General features: G+C 68.3%; 11 protein-coding genes. 1 reads left to right on the forward strand and 10 read right to left on the reverse strand.

Annotation, left to right across the window (positions count from 1 at the left end):
* Positions 1 to 11: 11 nt before the first annotated feature.
* The 10 genes from pheT to ACTJKJ_RS04625 all read right to left on the reverse strand — a co-directional run bounded on the left by pheT (position 12) and on the right by ACTJKJ_RS04625 (position 14,962).
* On the reverse strand, positions 12 to 2,435 hold the full coding sequence (pheT, locus tag ACTJKJ_RS04580) for a phenylalanine--tRNA ligase subunit beta (RefSeq protein ID WP_297386963.1): 2,424 nt from the start codon (positions 2,433 to 2,435) through the stop codon (positions 12 to 14).
* A gap of 39 nt (positions 2,436 to 2,474) precedes the next feature.
* The gene (gene pheS, locus ACTJKJ_RS04585) at positions 2,475 to 3,512 is read right to left on the reverse strand and encodes a phenylalanine--tRNA ligase subunit alpha (protein WP_067062294.1); all 1,038 of its coding nucleotides are present in this window, start codon (positions 3,510 to 3,512) and stop codon (positions 2,475 to 2,477) included.
* 197 nt (positions 3,513 to 3,709) lie between these two features.
* On the reverse strand, positions 3,710 to 4,066 hold the full coding sequence (gene rplT, locus ACTJKJ_RS04590) for a 50S ribosomal protein L20 (protein ID WP_058934277.1): 357 nt from the start codon (positions 4,064 to 4,066) through the stop codon (positions 3,710 to 3,712).
* A gap of 26 nt (positions 4,067 to 4,092) precedes the next feature.
* Positions 4,093 to 4,296 carry a 50S ribosomal protein L35 gene (gene rpmI, locus ACTJKJ_RS04595; protein WP_091722658.1) on the reverse strand — a complete coding sequence of 68 codons (204 nt, stop codon included), beginning with the start codon at positions 4,294 to 4,296 and terminating at the stop codon, positions 4,093 to 4,095.
* A gap of 206 nt (positions 4,297 to 4,502) precedes the next feature.
* The gene (gene infC / locus ACTJKJ_RS04600) at positions 4,503 to 5,051 is read right to left on the reverse strand and encodes a translation initiation factor IF-3 (RefSeq protein ID WP_217648428.1); all 549 of its coding nucleotides are present in this window, start codon (positions 5,049 to 5,051) and stop codon (positions 4,503 to 4,505) included.
* A gap of 67 nt (positions 5,052 to 5,118) precedes the next feature.
* Positions 5,119 to 7,044 carry a threonine--tRNA ligase gene (gene thrS / locus ACTJKJ_RS04605; RefSeq protein WP_440819702.1) on the reverse strand — a complete coding sequence of 642 codons (1,926 nt, stop codon included), beginning with the start codon at positions 7,042 to 7,044 and terminating at the stop codon, positions 5,119 to 5,121.
* A gap of 202 nt (positions 7,045 to 7,246) precedes the next feature.
* Entirely contained in the window at positions 7,247 to 8,329 is a 1,083-nt protein-coding gene (locus tag ACTJKJ_RS04610) for a patatin-like phospholipase family protein (RefSeq protein ID WP_440819704.1), read from the reverse strand.
* A 70-nt stretch (positions 8,330 to 8,399) separates the two neighbouring features.
* Positions 8,400 to 10,595 carry a TonB-dependent receptor plug domain-containing protein gene (locus ACTJKJ_RS04615; protein ID WP_440819705.1) on the reverse strand — a complete coding sequence of 732 codons (2,196 nt, stop codon included), beginning with the start codon at positions 10,593 to 10,595 and terminating at the stop codon, positions 8,400 to 8,402.
* 246 nt (positions 10,596 to 10,841) lie between these two features.
* Positions 10,842 to 13,172 carry a Tex family protein gene (locus ACTJKJ_RS04620; RefSeq protein ID WP_440819706.1) on the reverse strand — a complete coding sequence of 777 codons (2,331 nt, stop codon included), beginning with the start codon at positions 13,170 to 13,172 and terminating at the stop codon, positions 10,842 to 10,844.
* Between the two features lie 53 nt (positions 13,173 to 13,225).
* Complete coding sequence (locus tag ACTJKJ_RS04625; RefSeq protein WP_440819707.1) at positions 13,226 to 14,962, reverse strand: acyl-CoA dehydrogenase family protein; 1,737 nt, start codon at positions 14,960 to 14,962, stop codon at positions 13,226 to 13,228.
* Positions 14,963 to 15,369: 407 nt separating this feature from the next.
* Here ACTJKJ_RS04625 and ACTJKJ_RS04630 point away from each other — a divergent pair, with 407 nt between their 5' ends.
* Positions 15,370 to 17,193 (forward strand): M4 family metallopeptidase, encoded by a 1,824-nt coding sequence (locus tag ACTJKJ_RS04630; RefSeq protein ID WP_440819708.1) that lies wholly within the window; start codon positions 15,370 to 15,372, stop codon positions 17,191 to 17,193.
* Positions 17,194 to 17,245: the final 52 nt, after the last annotated feature.

Consider the following 17,245-nt stretch of genomic DNA (forward strand, 5'->3'; position numbering starts at 1 on the left):
TCCCCTCCCCCTCAGCCCCGCAGGCGCGCGCCCAGGCGTTCGCCCAGCTGCGTCACCACCTTCGCCACCGCCTGCTCGATGCGTTCGTCGGTCAGCGTGTTCTCGTCATCGAGCAGCTCCAGGCGCACGGCCAGGCTGCGTTCGCCCGCCTGCAGCTCCGCCGTCGGCTGGGCGGGCTTGAAGACGTCGAACAGACGCGCCGAGCGTACCAGGGCTTCGCCGCTGGATTCGATCGCCCGCATGAGGGAGGCATAGGTCACCTGCTCATTGACGATCAGCGCCAGATCGCGTTGCACCGCCTGCAGGCGCGGCACGCCCTGGCCCTGCGGCAGCGTGCGCGCCAGCACCGCGTCCAGCGACAGCTCGAACAGCACCGGCGCCGACGGCAGTTCGTAGCCCTGGCGCCACTTCGGATGCAGCTCGCCGATCACGCCGATCTCGACACCGTCCAGCAGCACACGGGCGCTGCGGCCCGGATGCAGCGCCGGATGGGCAACCGCTTCAAAGCTCAGCGCGCGCGGCGCGAACAGCGCTTCCAGGTCGCCCTTCACATCGAAGAAGTCGACGGCGCGGTCCTTCTGCGCCCATTGCTGCTGGTCCGCCGGCCCCCAGGCCAGGCCGGCCAGTCGCATCGGCTGCGCGATGCCGGCGATCGTGGTGTCGCTTTCCTGCACCGAGGCGTCGCGCAGGAACACGCGGCCGATCTCGAACACGCGCACGCGCGGCGCCTTGCGCGACAGGTTGTTGCGCAGCACCTGCACGAGCGAGCCCATGAGCGAGGTGCGCATCACCGCCAGCGGCGCGGCGATCGGGTTCAGCAGCTGGATCGGGTTGGCGTTGCCGGCGAGCTCCTGCTCCCAGCGCGCCTCGACGAAGCTGAAGTTGATGGTCTCGAAGTAACCCAGGCCGGCCATCGCGTGACGCAGCGCGTGCGTCGCGCGGCGCGATTCGGTGCGCACCTTGCCGACCACCGGCGCCAGCGGCGGCGTCGACGGCAGCTTCGGATAACCCAGCACGCGGATGACTTCCTCGATCAGGTCTTCCTCGATCTGCAGGTCGAAGCGGAACGACGGCGGCGTCACCGTGATCACGCCGGGCGCCGACGTGAAGGCCAGGCCCAGGCGCTGGAACACGCCTTCGCAGTCGGCCTGCGTGACCGGCATGCCGATGACCTTGGCGGCGCGCTCGACGCGCAGCGCGACCGGCTTGCGCTCGGGCAGCTGCGTGGTCTGGTCGTCCATCGGGCCGCACGTCGTTTCCGGGCCGCCGCAGATGGACAGGATCAGCTGCGTGATGCGCTCGATGTGATCGACGGTGCCGGCCGGATCGACGCCGCGCTCGAAGCGGTGGCCGGCGTCGGTCGAGAAGTTGTAGCGGCGCGAGCGTCCCATCACCGCCTTCGGCCACCAGAACGCAGCCTCGACATAGATGTGCTTCGTGTCGTCGGAGACGGCCGTGGCGTCGCCGCCCATGATGCCGGCCAGCGACTCGACCTGCTCGCGATCGGCGATCACGCCGACCTGCTCGTCGACCTCGATGGTGTTGCCGTTGAGCAGCTTGAGTTGCTCCCCCTTCTTGCCCCAGCGCACGATCAGTTCGCCGTGGATCTTCTCCAGGTCGAAGATGTGAGACGGACGGCCCAGCTCGAACATCACGTAATTGGAGATGTCCACCAGCGGCGACACCGAGCGTTGGCCGCAGCGGGCCAGGCGGTCCACCATCCACTGCGGGGTCTTGGCCGTCGTGTCGACGTTGCGGATCACGCGGCCCGAGAAGCGGCCGCACAGGTCGGGCGCCTCGATGCGCACCGGCAGCTTCGCGTCGTTGGCGACGGCGGCGGGCTGGATCTCCGGCGCGATCAGCGGCGCGCCGGTCAGCGCGGACACCTCGCGGGCAATGCCGTATACGCTCAGCGCGTGCGCCAGGTTCGGCGTCAGCTTCAGCGTGAACAGCGTGTCGTCCAAGTTCAGGTGCTTGCGGATGTCCTCGCCCAGCGGCGCGTCCGCGGCCAGCTCGAGCAGGCCGCCATGGTCCTCGGACAGCTTCAGCTCGCGGGCCGAGCACAGCATGCCGAAGCTCTCGACGCCGCGCAGCTTGCCCTTGCCGATCTTGAAGGGCTTGCCGTCCTCGCCCGGGGGCAGTTCGGCGCCGATCGTGGCCAGCGGCACGCGGATGCCGGCGCGCGCGTTCGGCGCGCCGCAGACGATCTGCAGCAGCTCGGGGCCGCCGGCGTTGACTTTGCACACGCGCAGGCGGTCGGCGTCGGGATGCTGCGCGGCCTCGACGATCTCCGCCACGACGATGCCGTGGAACGGCGGCGCCACCGGGCGCAGCTCCTCGACCTCCAGGCCGGACATCGTCAGCAGCTCGGCCAGTTCTTGCGTGTTCAGCGCGGGATTGCAGAAGGCCCGCAGCCAGCTCTCAGGGAATTGCATGTGTTTCTCTCTTGCTCTCTAGGCGACCGACAGGCGTGCTTACTTGAACTGCGACAGGAAGCGCAGGTCGCCGTCGAAGAACAGGCGCAGGTCATTGACGCCGTAGCGCAGCATGGCCAGGCGGTCGATGCCCGAGCCGAAGGCGAAGCCGATGTAGCGCTCAGGATCGAGGCCCATGTTGCGGATCACCTGCGGGTGCACCTGGCCCGAGCCCGACACCTCCAGCCAGCGGCCCTTGAGCGGACCGGAGCCGAACATCATGTCGATCTCGGCGCTGGGCTCGGTGAACGGGAAATAGCTGGGGCGGAAACGGATCTCCATGTCCGTCGTCTCGAAGAACTGCTGCATGAAGTTCACGTAGACGGACTTGAGGTCCTTGAAGCTGATGTTCTCGCCGACCCACAGGCCCTCGACCTGGTGGAACATCGGCGAATGCGTCGCGTCGCTGTCGACGCGGTAGGTGCGGCCCGGCGCGATCACGCGGATCTCCGGCATCGGCTGGCCGGCGTCGATCAGCGCGCGATGCTTCTTGACGTGCTGCACCGCGTAGCGGATCTGCATCGGGCTGGTGTGCGTGCGCAAGACATGACCCCCTTCGATGTAGAAGGTGTCATGCATCGAGCGCGCCGGATGGTCCTCGGGCGTGTTCAACGCGGTGAAGTTGAACCAGTCGTTCTCGATCTCCGGACCATCGGCCACGTCGAAGCCCATCGAGCCGAAGATGGCCTCGATGCGCTCCATCGCCCGCGTGATCGGGTGCAGGCCACCGGTGCCGCGCTGGCGGCCGGGCAGCGTGACGTCCAGCGCCTCGGCCTTGAGCTGCTTCTCGAGTTCGGCATCCGCCAGCGCCTGGCGGCGAGCGGTCAGCGCGGCCTCGATGCCCTGCTTGAGCTGGTTGATCTGCGCGCCGCGGGTCTTCTTCTCCTCGACGGACAGCGCGGCCATGCCCTTCATCAGCTCGGTGACCTGGCCGGTCTTGCCCAGGAAGCGGGCCTTGGCGTTCTCCAGGTCAGCGGGAGTCGTGGCGGCGGCGAAATCGCCGGTGGCCTGTTGCAGCAGTTGATCGAGGTCGTTCATCGCGGGGCGCCGATGCGGCATCTGGCGTCGTTGGCGGAAATCGAAGGGCGCGACGGTGAAATGGCGAACATCGCACCACCGCGCCGGAATGAAAAAAGGCCGAACACCAGGGTGTCGGCCTTTGAAAAGGGCGACTCCGGCAACGCCGGAGTTGCCAGTCCGTCCACGGGCGAGCACCCGCCAACGGACCTTGGCAATTAAGCCAGAGCGGCCTTCACCTTGGCGAAGATGCTGGCGAAACCAGCAGGATCGTTGACGGCGAGATCGGCCAGGACCTTGCGGTCGATGTCGATCTGGGCCTTCTTCAGGCCGGCCACGAACTTGCTGTAGCTCAGACCCAGGCCACGGCTCGCCGCGTTGATACGGGCAATCCACAGCTGGCGGAACACGCGCTTCTTGGCACGGCGGTCACGGTAGGCGTACTGGCCCGCCTTCATCACCGCCTGCTTGGCGATGCGGAAGACGTTCTTGCGACGACCACGGAAGCCCTTGGCCAGGGCCAGGACCTTCTTGTGACGAGCACGTGCGGTGACACCACGTTTGACGCGAGGCATGTTGTATCTCCTTGTCTACTGCTGGATTACAGACCAGCGGTGGGCAGCATCGCGGCGATGTGGCCCATGTTGGTCTCATGCACGGTCGTGGCGCCACGCAGCTGGCGCTTGTTCTTCGTGGTCTTCTTGGTCAGGATGTGGCGCTTGAACGCCTGACCGCGCTTGACGGTGCCACCCGGACGAACGCGAAAACGCTTTTTCGCGCTGCTCTTGGTCTTCATCTTGGGCATGACTGCTCCTTCTATGTGCGTCCCTGCAGGCGACCCCGGGTTCCGGAGTACTTGCCTGGCCTGCAGGAGACTAATGAGCCTGTCGACGACCAGATCGACAGGCCAGGTCTGCAAGAACAACGCCTTGCAAACAGAACCGGGCCGCAGCCCGGTTCTGTTTGCACCCCTTGCGAGGTGAGGGCCGACCCGCGGGCCGGCCCGGCGCATCAGCTGCGCTTCTTCGGCGCGAGCACCATGATCATCTGGCGCCCTTCCAGCTTGGGCATGTGCTCCACGACCGCCACGTCCGCCAGTTCATCGCGGATGCGCTCCAGCATGCGCATGCCGATGTCCTGGTGGGTGATCTCGCGGCCGCGGTAGCGCAGCGTGACCTTGCCCTTGTCGCCGTCCTCCGCGATGAAGCGGCGCAGGTTGCGCATCTTGATCTGGTAGTCGCCTTCGTCCGTGCCCGGACGGAACTTGACTTCCTTGACCTCGATGACCTTCTGCTTGGACTTGGCTTCCGCCGCGCGCTTCTGCTCCTGGTACTTGAACTTGCCGTAGTCCATCAACCGGCAGACCGGCGGGACCGCTGTCGCGGCAATCTCAACCAGATCGACGTCCAGGTCACCGGCCATCCGGAGCGCTTCCTGGATCGAGACGATGCCGATCGGCTCGTTCTCCGGGCCATTCAGACGGACTTCGGAAGCGGTGATTTCGCGGTTCAGGCGGTGCTTGCGCTCCGGAATCGCACGACGGTCAGCAAAAGTAGCGATGGTGGTTACCTTTAAACGGGCCTTGGCAAGGGTCCGAAGAGATCAATAAACGCAAAAAGCGCCCGACTCAGGCTTTGTCCGCGATGGCCGTCGAGAGCTTCAAGACGAAGTCCTCCAGCGACATCACGCCCAGATCCTGGTTGCCTCGGGCGCGCACTGCAACCGCGCCGTTCGCCTTTTCCTTGTCGCCGACGACGAGGATGAACGGGACTTTTTGCAGCGAATGCTCGCGGATTTTATACGTGATCTTTTCATTGCGCAAATCAGCCTGGACCCTAAGCCCTTGTTTTTGCAGCGATTTCACAATGTCTGAAACGTAATCCGCCTGGGCGTCCGTGATATTCGCGACAACCACCTGCGTCGGCGCCAGCCAGACGGGCAGCGCGCCGGCGTGCTGCTCGATCAGGATGCCGATGAAACGCTCCAGGCTGCCGACGATCGCGCGATGCAGCATCACGGGCGTGCGGCGCTCGCCGTCCTCGCCGACGTACTCGGCGCCCAGGCGGCCCGGCATCGAGAAGTCGACCTGCATCGTGCCGCACTGCCACTGGCGACCGATCGCGTCCTTGAGCGTGTATTCGATCTTCGGACCGTAGAAGGCGCCATCGCCGGGGGCGATGATGAATTCCACGCCGGAGGCACGCATCGACTCCATCAGCGCGAACTCGGCCTTGTCCCAGACCTCGTCGGAGCCGATGCGCGCCTCGGGGCGCGTCGCGACCTTGTAGATGATGTTCTCGAAGCCGAAGTCCTTGTAGACCTTCTGCAACAGTGCCGTGTACGCCACGCATTCGGCCAGGATCTGGTCTTCCGTGCAGAAGATGTGGCCGTCGTCCTGCGTGAAGCCGCGCACGCGCATGATGCCGTGCAGCCCGCCCGTGGGCTCGTTGCGATGGCACTGGCCGAACTCGCCGAAGCGCAGCGGCAGATCGCGGTAGCTCTTGATGCCGTGCTTGAAGATCAGGATGTGGCCGGGACAGTTCATCGGCTTGAGCGCGTAATCGCGCTTCTCCGATTCCGTCGTGAACATGTTGTCGCGGTATTTGTCCCAGTGGCCCGTGGCCTCCCACAGCGTCTTGTCGAGCAGCTGCGGGCCCTTCACTTCCTGGTAGCCGTTGTCGCGGTACACGCGGCGCATGTACTGCTCGACCTCCTGCCACACCGTCCAGCCCTTGGGATGCCAGAACACCACGCCCGGCGCGTGCTCGTCGATGTGGAAGAGCTCCAGCTCCTTGCCGAGCTTGCGGTGGTCGCGCTTCTCGGCTTCCTCGAGCATGCGCAGGTAGTTGGCCAGGTCGTCCTTCGTCGCCCAGGCCGTGCCGTAGATGCGCTGGAGCTGCTCGTTGCGGTGGTCGCCGCGCCAGTAGGCGCCCGCCACCTTCATCAGCTTGAAGAACTTGAGCTTGCCCGTGGACGGGACGTGCGGGCCGCGGCACAGGTCGGTGAAGCCGCCCTCGGCGTAGAGCGACACGTCCTGGTCGGCCGGGATGCTCTCGATGATCTCGGCCTTGTAGGCCTCGCCGATGCCTTTGAAGTACTGCACCGCCTCGTCGCGCGGCAGCACCGAGCGCGTCACCTTCTCGTCCTTCTTCGCGAGCTCGGCCATCTTGGCCTCGATCGCCGCGAGGTCCTCGGGCGTGAACGGACGCTTGTAGGAGAAGTCGTAATAGAAGCCGTGCTCGATGACGGGGCCGATGGTGACCTGGGCGTCGGGGAACAGCTCCTTGACCGCGTAGGCCAGCAGGTGGGCCGTCGAGTGGCGGATCACCTCCAGCCCGTCCGGATCCTTGTCCGTGACGATGGCCAGCTGCGTGTCCTGGTCGATGAGGAAGCTCGTGTCGACGAGCCGGGCGTTCTCGCCCGCGCCGACGCGGCCGGCCAGCGCGGCCTTGGCCAGGCCCGTGCCGATGGAGGCGGCCACCTCGGCGACGGTCACCGGCTGCGGGAACTCGCGCTTGGAACCGTCGGGCAGCTGGATGGAAATTTGGGACATGTTCGGGTACTCCAGAAAACAAAAAGCGCGGCCACTTGCCGCGCTTGATCTGGGGTGCTGACTGTTTCCGGACAGCAGGGGAAAAGACGTGACGAGCCGCGGCCGCTCAAACCTTCGCAGTGGAGGTGCTAGTCCGCGGTGTCATAACCGATTCGCCTTTCCCGGTCCTTGTTGGAAAAAGAAATGAAGGCGGCAGTGTAGCTCAGAGCGCCTGAATGTCGAGCGACGGACGGGCGCAGGCCTCCTGGAACTCGTCGCGCAGGCGCTCGCCCTCGCGCACCGCGCGCAGCCAGTCGCGGGCGCGGCCCGGCACGTCGTTCAGGTAGCGCTGGAAGTCGTTGCGGTCGGGCAGCTTGCCGTTTGGCAGCGTCTTCACCCACTCGGGGTTGGGCGTGAGCAGCACGACGTTGTCGAGGAAGGCGCTGGTGCGGTGCCGGTGCTTGAGCGCCTTGTCCAGCCAGCCCGGGATGACGCTCGCCTGGAAATGCGGATAGAGCGCGATGCCGTCGCCCACCATCGCCGCGTAGTTCAGGTGCAGGTGGTAGTCGGTGATGCCGCCGTCCCAGTAGGCGCCGGCGGGCGCGCCCTCGATGTCGTGCACGGCCTGCAGCCAGAACGGGATGGAGCAGCTCGCCAGCAGGCTGGGCTTGAGGTTGCCGGCGTCCAGCGCGACCTGGTGGCTGCGGTAGTCCGCGAGCGGCATCGGCAGCGGCGAGCGCTTGTCCGAGAACACCACCCGCTCCAGCCACGCGCCCATCGCGCGGCGCGACATCGCATTGGCCGCGAAGGCGCCGAGGTAACCCAGCGGCGTGCGCAGCCGCCCTTCCCGCCCGAGCACATGTTTCCCGCGCGAGGTGAACACATGCAGCCGGAACTGGGGATGGGCGAGCACCTCGGCCTCGCGCCCGCCGAAGATCTCGGCCAGCTTCTGCGAAAAGGCCCGCGTGACCGTCGCGGCGCTCGGGCGCTTGCCGGGTTCGGACTCGTAGTCCTGGTGGGCGTAGTCGTGGGCGAGGCGCTCGAACTCGGCGCGGCAACCGGCGGCGTCGCGGCTCAGGCAGGCGGTGGCCATGCGCCAGGCGCCGATCGAGGCCCCCAGCAGGTGCACCTCCTGGCCGCCGGACGGGAGGAACTCGCCGAACAGATGGGCGTCGAGCGCGCTGAGGATCAGCCCCTTGGGGCCGCCGGCCGCGCCGGGCACGGCGCGCACGTCGGCGGCGCGCAGGCCATGGTCGCGCAGCCGTTGGCGCGCACGGGGTCCGGCGAGGATCTGCAAGGCCTGCATCGGGCGGTTCGTCCTTTCATGGGGCAACGACACCCGACGCGGCCGGCCGCTCCTGGCCTGATCGTCAGGCTCAGAGCTTCATTTCCAGGTTCAGCTGGAACCAGGGCTTGAGGCTGCGGCCGGTGGCGTAGTAGTCGCCATTGGCCAGCGTGGTCTCGGCCCGCGCGTCGAGCGGGAAGAGATTATTGGCCGAGAAGCGGACCGAGGTCTTGGGACTGACCATCCATTGGGCGAAGACGTCCAGGCCGCGGTTGCGGGAGAACTCGACCTGCTGGCGGTCGGTCTGGCGCACCGTGTAGACCGGCGTGTAGTTCAGGTTGGCACCGGTGGTGACCGGCACGCCGCTGAAGCGGTAGTCGAAGCCCAGGTTGGCGGTCCAGGGCTGCTGCTGGTCCAGGCGGTTGTCCGGCCCGGACACGGCCTTGACCCGCGAGCGGTAGACGCTGAACGAGCTGCGCAGGTTCAGCGGCGTCCTGGCCTCGAACAGCGACGGGAATAGCTCGCCGGCGCGGCCCTTGAGCTCCAGCTCGATGCCGCTGGTGGTGGCGCTGGAGAAGTTGGTCGGGCGGATCACGTAGCGCGGCACCGGCACCAGCGCGCTGGCCGGATCCAGCGTCACGACGTTGCGGATCAACTGGCTGATGTTGCGGTGGAACAGGCCGACGCTGAAGAGGCTGCCACCGCTCAGGTACTTCTCGTAGGCGATGTCCAGGCCGGTGGCGAGTTCCGGCTTGAGGCCCGGATTGCCGACGCGGTCGGGGTTGAGCTCGTCGTTGGCCTGCGCGGGGTCGGGGAACTTGCTGTTGAGCGTGTAGCGGCCCAGCATCTGCGTCAGCTCCGGCGCCTTGTAGCTGCGCGTCAGGCTGGCGCGGATCATGTCGCGCGCCTTCGGGTCCAGCTTGTAGGTCAGGTGCCACAGCGGCGACAGCACGCTGGAGCTGTTGCGCGCATCGGTGGCGACGCCGCGGCTGGTGGTGACGATGCGCTCATGGCGCAGGCCGAAGTAGGTCGACCACTGCGGGTTGATCTCCCACTCGTCCTGGATGAAGAAGGCCTGGCGGCGGATGCGCGCGCCGAAGTTCTCGCCGTTGAGCGCGGGCAGCTGCTCGCCGCCGGCGACGGTGGTGTCGCGGATCTCGTCGCGCTTGCGGAACTCGAAGTCCCAGCCCAGCGTCACCGTGTGCTCGTCGCCCAGGATCTGGCTGTACTTGCCGGCCTGGGTCAGGCTGCGGTCGCGGCTGTCGATCAGCGCGTCCACCGGCGCGACCGCGTTCAGCGTGTGGTTCTCGATGTGGTTCTTCGCATCCTGCACGCCGGCCTTGAGCTCCCACTTCTGCGTCTCGCTGAAGCGGTTGTTCCATTGCAGGTTGGCGCGCAGCATCTGCCAGACGCCCTGGTTGTCGCTGTCGTCGTCCAGGCGGGGCGTCTTGTACTGGCCGTCCGGCACCAGGCGGACCGAGTTGTTCCACCAGCCCTTCTGCGCGAAGCCCTGCAGCGACACGCTCTCGTCGTCGCTGATCTTCCAGGTCGCGCGCGGCGCGGAGTTGAAGGCGTGGCCCCAGTTGCGCATCTTGCCGTGCTGGGCGGCGACGACCGGCTGGTCGTTCAGGTCGGTGCCGTTGCGCTCGGTGGAGGTGCGCATCTCCTGCAGCCACTGGAAGGCGGAGACCGGCACCGACAGCGACACCGGCCCGAAGCGCTCGCCGAAGGTGAAGGTGGCCGAGGGCACCGGATGGTTGATGTTGTAGCCGGCGCCGATGCGCAGGTCGCGCTGCGACACGCGCGGCGCCTCTTTCAGGATGATGTTGATCGCGCCGGCCACGGCCTGCGCGCTCTGGTCGGCGCTGGGGCCCTTGGTGACCTCGATGCGCTCGACCTGCGCCGGATCCAGCTGGTCCAGCTTGAAGCCCGGGGGCGCCGGATCGCCGTTGATCAGGATCAGCGTGTAGCCCGAGCCCAGGCCGCGCATGCGGGGCGCGCCGTCGGCCACGTTGACGCCGGGCAGCCGCTTGAGCACGTCGGCCACGCTGGTGTCGCCGTAGCGATCCAGCTCCTCGCGCCCGTAGACCTGCTTGGCCACCGGCGCACGGCGGCGCAGGTCCGAATCGTTGGTGCGGCCGGTGATCTCGACGCGATCCAGGCGGCGGCCCGCGGCCGGTTCGTTGCCCATGCCCGGGGGCGTTTCCTGGGCCCAGGCGGACCCCGCGGGCAGGGCGACGGTCAGGCAGACAAGGGCACAGGCCCTGGCGATGGCGTGGGTCTTCAAGGGGGCTCCCGAGATTCGTGTCGACACGATGGCGATGTGTCGACTTTTGTCATTGACGGTAAACGGCGCGCAGCGTAGCTGCCCGCCGCCCGTTCTGACACCTCGGCTGCGACCGGCCGCGAAAAATGTGGGATCAAACGCGATTCGACGCCGCGGATGGCATGGCCGGCCGGCCCGGGCGCGACGGGAGTCGCCCCGGCAGCGGGACGCGGGCGAACAGCGCCCCGCGCCCTCGCCCGCCGCGGATCAGCGCTTGAGCTTGGCGAAGGCCGCGGCCATGGCGCCGCCCTGCGGCTGCGCGGCCTGCTGCGGGCGAGCGCCGCCCTGGCGCTCGTTGCGACCGGCGGGGCGGAAGCTGTTGTCCGCCTTCGCGCCGCCGCGCGGCGCCTGCGCGTCCAGCTTCATCGTCAGCGAGATGCGCTTGCGGGCCAGGTCGACCTCCAGCACCTTGACCTTGACGATGTCGCCGGTCTTCACGACCTCGCGGGCATCGTTGACGAACTTATTGGCCAGCTGGCTGACGTGGACCAGGCCGTCCTGGTGCACGCCCAGGTCGACGAAGGCGCCGAACTGCGCCACGTTGGACACCGTGCCTTCCAGCACCATGCCCTCCTTCAGATCTTTGATGTCCTCGACGCCGTCGTTGAAGCGCGCGACCTTGAAGTCCGGACGCGGATCGCGGCCGGGCTTCTCCAGCTCGCCGAGGATGTCCTTCACCGTGATCGCGCCGAAGCGCTCGTCGGCGAAGGCCTCGGGCTTGAGCGCGCGGATCACGTCGGACTTGCCCATCACGTCGGCGATCGGCCGCTGCACCTGCGCCAGGATGCGCTCGATGACCGGGTAGGTCTCGGGGTGGACGCCGCTGACGTCCAGCGGGTTGTCGCCGTCGCGGATGCGCAGGAAGCCGGCCGCCTGCTCGAAGGTCTTCGGCCCCAGGCCGGTGACGTCGAGCAGCTGCTGCCGGTTGCGGAACGCGCCGTTGGCATCGCGCCAGCGCACGATGGAGGCGGCCACGCCGGCCGAGAGGCCCGACACGCGCGACAGCAGCGGCGCGGACGCGGTGTTCAGGTCGACGCCGACCGAGTTCACGCAGTCCTCGACGACCGCGTCCAGCGTGCGCGCCAGCTCGCTCTGGTTGACGTCGTGCTGGTACTGGCCGACGCCGATCGACTTCGGATCGATCTTCACCAGCTCGGCCAGCGGGTCCTGCAGGCGGCGCGCGATCGAGACCGCGCCGCGCAGCGACACGTCCAGGTCGGGCAGTTCCTTCGAAGCGAATTCCGACGCCGAGTACACCGACGCGCCGGCCTCGCTGACGACGACCTTCTCGATCACCGTCTCCGGCGACATCGACTGGATGCGCTTGATCAGGTCGGCGGCGAGCTTGTCGGTCTCGCGCGAGGCGGTGCCGTTGCCGATCGCGATCAGGTTGACGCCGTGCGTCGCGCACAGCCGGCCCAGCGTATGGATGGAGCCTTCCCAGTCGCGCTTGGGCTCATGCGGATAGACCGTCGAGGTGTCCAGCACGCGGCCGGTGTCGCTGACCACGGCGACCTTCACGCCGGTGCGGATGCCGGGGTCCAGGCCCATCACGACGCGCTTGCCGGCCGGCGCGGCCAGCAGCAGGTCGCGCAGGTTCTCGGCGAAGACCTTGGTGGCGACCTTCTCGGCCTCCTCGCGCAGGCGGGCGAACAGGTCGCGCTCCAGGCTCAGCGACAACTTGACCTTCCAGGTCCAGGCGACGGTCTTGCGGATCAGCTCATCGCCGGCGCGCTTGGCGTGGCTCCAGCCGAGATGGCGCGCGATGCGGCCTTCGGCCAGCGAGGGCTGGCCGGGCACGAGTTCCTCGTCGAGCGCCAGCTTGGCGTCGAGGAATTCCTGGGTGCGGCCGCGGAAGACCGCCAGCGCACGGTGCGAGGGCACGGTGCGGATCGGCTCGGCGTAGTCGAAGTAGTCGCGGAACTTGGAGATGTCGGGATTGTTCTCGTCCTTGCCGTCCATCAGCTTCGACTTGAACAGGCCCTCCTCCCACAGCCATTCGCGCAGCTTGCCGATCAGCACGGCATCCTCGGCCCAGCGCTCGGACAGCAGGTCGCGCACGCCGTCCAGCACCGCATAGGCATCGGCGAAGCCGGCATCGGGATTGAGGAAGGCCGCCGCCTCGGTCATCGGATCGAGCGACGGATCGGCGAAGAGCTTGTCGGCGAGCGGCTCCAGGCCGGCCTCGCGCGCGATCAGGCCCTTGGTGCGGCGCTTCTGCTTGTAGGGGAGGTAGAGGTCCTCGAGCTCCTGCTTGGTCGGCGCCGCGGCGATGGCGGCGGCCAGTTCCGGCGTGAGCTTGCCCTGCTCCTCGATGCTCTTGAGCACCGCCTCGCGGCGGTCCTCGAGCTCGCGCAGGTAACTCAAGCGGGCTTCCAGCTCGCGCAACTGGATGTCGTCGAGGCCGTCGGTGGCTTCCTTGCGATAGCGGGCGATGAACGGGACGGTGGCCCCGCCGTCGAGCAGCTCCACGGCGGCGTTGACCTGGGCCGGGCGAACCTTCAGCTCGGCGGCAATCTGGAGGAGGATCTTGTCCAAAACAGCGACGGGGCCGAAGGCCCGGGAAAGCAACGAAAGCGCGCGAGTTTAGGTCACGCCGGGAACGCCCTCTGCAGCGCGGCGTCGGCATCGAGGCCGCCCAGGTCGAGCGCCCCCGCCACCGCGCCCCAGCGCGGATCGAAACGGCTCGCGATGAAGGCGTCGGCGACGAAGGCCGGCGCATGCGCCCGCAGCAGCGCCGCCTGCGCCAGCAGCACCAGCCGCGTCGCGAAGCGGCGGCCCAGCGCCTCCAGCTGGTCCGGCGGCGTGGCGAGCATCGCCCGCAGCGCATCCAGTTCCGCGCGCGCCGGCGCGTCGCCCCGCAGCGCCTGGCCCAGCCCGTCCAGCAGCGCGAGGAAGGCCTGCGGATCGCGCGCGACGGCGCGCATCACGTCCAGGCACATCACGTTGCCGGAGCCCTCCCAGATCGAGTTGACCGGCGCCTCGCGGTAGAGCCGGCCCATGACGCCGTCGTCGATGTAGCCGTTGCCGCCGAGCACCTCCATCGCCTCGCCGGTCAGCTCGACGGCGCGCTTGCAGACCCAGAACTTCGCCGCCGGCGTCACCAGCCGCATCCAGGTGCGCTCTCCGGGATCGTCCTGGCGCTCGAAGGCCTGCGCCAGCCGCAGGCTCAGCTGCATCGCCGCTTCGCTCTCCAGCGCCAGGTCCACCAGCACCGCCCGCATCAGCGGCTGCGCCGCCAGGCGCTTGCCGAAGGCGCTGCGGTGGCGCGCGTAGTGCAGCGCCTGCACCAGCGCCTGGCGCAGCATCGCCGCGCTGCCGACGACGCAGTTCAGCCGCGTGTAGGTCGCCATCTCGATGATGGTCGGGATGCCGCGGCCCTCCTCGCCCATCAGCACGCCGTGGGCGTCCTGGAACTCGACCTCGGAGCTGCTGTTGCTGCGATTGCCGACCTTGTCCTTGAGGCGCTGGATGTGGACCGCGTTCTTCGTGCCGTCCGGGCGCCAGCGCGGCACGAAGAAGCAGCCCGGCGCGCCGTCCGGCGTCTTGGCCACGACCAGGTGGGCGTCGCACATCGGCGCGGAGAAGAACCACTTGTGCCCGGTGAGCCGGTACTCGGCGCCGCGGCCGCCGGCGCCCACCGGCTCGGCGCGGGTCGTGTTGGCGCGCACGTCGGAGCCGCCCTGCTTCTCCGTCATGCCCATGCCCAGCCAGATCGAGCGCTTGTCCGCCAGCGGCAGGTCGCGGCCGTCGTAGTCGGTGCTCAGGAGCGGCTCGCGCAGCGCCGCCCAGAGCGCCGGCTCGCGCCGCAGCACCGGGATGCTGGCCTGCGTCATCGTCGCCGGGCAGAGCGTGCCGGCCTCGATCTGCCCGTGCAGGTAGAAGCCGGCGGCCCAGGCCGCCCAGCGGCCGGGGCGTTCGTCGCGCAGCGGCATCGCGACCAGGTCCGCCCGCCGGTAGGCGGCGAGCAGCGCATGCCAGCCGGGATCGAACTCGACGCGGTCGATGCGCCGGCCACGCTTGTCGAAGCTCTCCAGCGTCGGCGTCACCCGGTTGATGCGCTCGGCGATGGCCTGGGTCTCCGGACGACCGAGCCAGCTCGCGTACTCGGCCAGGCCCGGCACGAAGGCGTCCGCGCCGGCGCGCGCGAGCGCCTCGCGCAGCGCCGGGTCGATGGCCAGCGGCGAGTGCCCGGCCAGCTCGTCGACCTGGTTGGTGACCTCGTGGGTGCGCCAGCCCGTGTCCCCGGCCGCGGCGACGGGACCCGCGGCGGCGGTGCGGACATCGGGGGCGCCGGGCGCAGTGGGTGTCGTGTCCATGGGCGACATGGTGGGCGTCTCCTGCAAAAGCTGGATGGTCCCCGGTTCCTGGCGTGTCCTCTGGATCGGGGTCGCGGCGGGGGCCATCCTCGCCTATCGCGCGCACGCCAGCCACCGACGTGCCCATCCCGCTTGTTGCAAGGGTTACACCGGATGTCAGTCCTGACAGGCCATCGCGGACGCCGGAGCCCCTACATTCGCGCAGTCGTCCGGACCAGCCACAGCAAGACCACGACCTCGGGCCCTCCGAGGCAACCGGCGACACCTCGGGACGCGGCGCCTGCCGCACCTCCAAGAACATCTGGAACGGCCTCACCACGGGCCGCGAACAGAGGGGGCCGTCCCGTTCCCACCCGAGCGAGTCCGGCCATTTCTTCGGGAGATCTCACCGATCCATCACGTAAGAAAGAGGCGATATGACACAGGCATTCATCCAGCGTTTCCTGCGCGTCAGCATCATGGCCGCCGCGGCTACCGCCGCCTGCCAGGCCCTGGCGGCGGATCGCGTCCTGCTCGACGACCAGTCCCCGGCGAACACCACCATGCGCGCGTCGAGCGCTCCCCAGAACGCGGGCACCGCGCTGGGACTCGCGGCCAGCGACCTGCAGGCCGTGCGCAGCCAGACCTACCCCAGCGGCAAGGTCGTCACTCGTCACCAGCAGTACCACCAGGGCGTGCCCGTCTGGGGCGAAGGCGTCGTGGAGCACCGCGACACCAACGCCGGCACCTCGCGCTACTCCGGCAGCCTGCTGACCAACATCCAGCAGGACCTGAACACGGTGCAGCCCGGCCTGACCGCGCAGGGCGCGCTGGCCCAGGCCAAGGGCGCCGTCAACGCGGTGCTGACCGAGAACGAGCAGTCCAAGCTGTACGTCCGGCTCAATGCCAACGGCAAGGCGCAGCTGTTCTACCTGGTGTCCTTCATGCGGCATGACCGGCAGCAGCCCAGCCGCCCGCACTTCATGATCGACGCCACCACCGGCGCGGTGCTGGAGCGCTGGGAAGGCCTGGCCCACCGTGACGCCACCGGCCCCGGCGGCAACACCAAGACCGGCCGCTACGAATACGGCACCGACTACCCGGCGCTGCAGGTCACCGACACCTGCCAGATGAATTCCGGCAACGTGATCACGGTCAACCTCAACGGCAGCACCAGCGCCAGCAACACGCCCTTCCAGTTCACCTGCTCGCGCAACGAGTACAAGCAGATCAACGGCGCCTACTCGCCGCTGAACGATGCCCACTTCTTCGGCAACGTGATCTTCAACATGTACCGGGACTGGTTCAACCTGCGGCCGCTGACCGGCACCCTGTACATGCGGGTCCACTACGGCAGCAACTACGAGAACGCGTTCTGGGACGGCACGGCGATGAGCTTCGGCGACGGCCGCACCACCTTCTACCCGCTGGTCTCGCTGGACGTGTCGGCGCACGAGGTGAGTCACGGCTTCACCGAGCAGAACTCGGGCCTGGTGTACTCCGGCCAGTCCGGCGGCATGAACGAGGCCTTCTCCGACATGGCCGGCGAAGCCGCCGAGTACTACCGCAACAACGGCAGCAACGACTGGCTGGTGGGCGCGCAGATCTTCAAGGGCAGCGGCGCGCTGCGCTACTTCGACGATCCCACGCGCGATGGCAGCTCCATCGGCCATGCGTCCAACTACCGCAGCGGCATGGACGTGCACTACTCGAGCGGCGTCTACAACCGCGCGTTCTACCTGCTGGCCAACAAGCCGGGCTGGAACACGCGCAAGGCCTTCGAGGTGATGGTGGACGCCAACCGCCTGTACTGGACCGCCAACAGCACCTTCAACCAGGGCGCCTGCGGCGTGGAGAAGGCGGCCACCGACCGCGGCTATGCGATGGCCGACGTGACGGCGGCCTTCGCCACCGTGGGCGTGAGCTGCAGCGGCACCACGCCGCCGCCGACCGCGACGCCGCTGACCAGCGGCGTGCCGGTGACCGGCATCTCGCTGGCCAAGGGCGCGACCAAGCTGTACAGCATCGCCGTGCCGGCGGGCCGCACGACGCTGACGATCAAGCTCTCGGGCGGATCGGGCGACGGCGACCTGTACGTCAAGCGCGGTTCCGCGCCGACCACCACCAGCTACGACAAGCGCTCGATCGGCTCGACCAATGCCGAGACCATCACCTTCTCGTCGCCGACGGCGGGCACCTACTACGTGCTGCTGAGCGCGTACGCGACGGTGACGAGCACCTCGCTGGTCGCCACCTACTGATCCCCGCCTGAACCGACTCCGGCGCGCCGCCTTCGTGCGGCGCGCCGGCTTC

Origin of the sequence: Roseateles sp. 22389 (genome assembly GCF_052044995.1) — a bacterium.
Lineage (GTDB): Bacteria > Pseudomonadota > Gammaproteobacteria > Burkholderiales > Burkholderiaceae_C > Roseateles.

Bases quoted from the DNA above. Each gene is read 5' to 3' on its own strand.
- thrS (WP_440819702.1), bottom strand. From the start codon at position 7,044: ATGTCCCAAATTTCCATCCAGCTGCCCGACGGTTCCAAGCGCGAGTTC.
- ACTJKJ_RS04610 (WP_440819704.1), bottom strand. From the start codon at position 8,329: ATGCAGGCCTTGCAGATCCTCGCCGGACCCCGTGCGCGCCAACGGCTG.
- pheS (WP_067062294.1), bottom strand. From the start codon at position 3,512: ATGAACGACCTCGATCAACTGCTGCAACAGGCCACCGGCGATTTCGCC.
- ACTJKJ_RS04630 (WP_440819708.1), top strand. From the start codon at position 15,370: ATGACACAGGCATTCATCCAGCGTTTCCTGCGCGTCAGCATCATGGCC.
- rpmI (WP_091722658.1), bottom strand. From the start codon at position 4,296: ATGCCCAAGATGAAGACCAAGAGCAGCGCGAAAAAGCGTTTTCGCGTT.
- ACTJKJ_RS04625 (WP_440819707.1), bottom strand. From the start codon at position 14,962: ATGTCGCCCATGGACACGACACCCACTGCGCCCGGCGCCCCCGATGTC.
- rplT (WP_058934277.1), bottom strand. From the start codon at position 4,066: ATGCCTCGCGTCAAACGTGGTGTCACCGCACGTGCTCGTCACAAGAAG.
- pheT (WP_297386963.1), bottom strand. From the start codon at position 2,435: ATGCAATTCCCTGAGAGCTGGCTGCGGGCCTTCTGCAATCCCGCGCTG.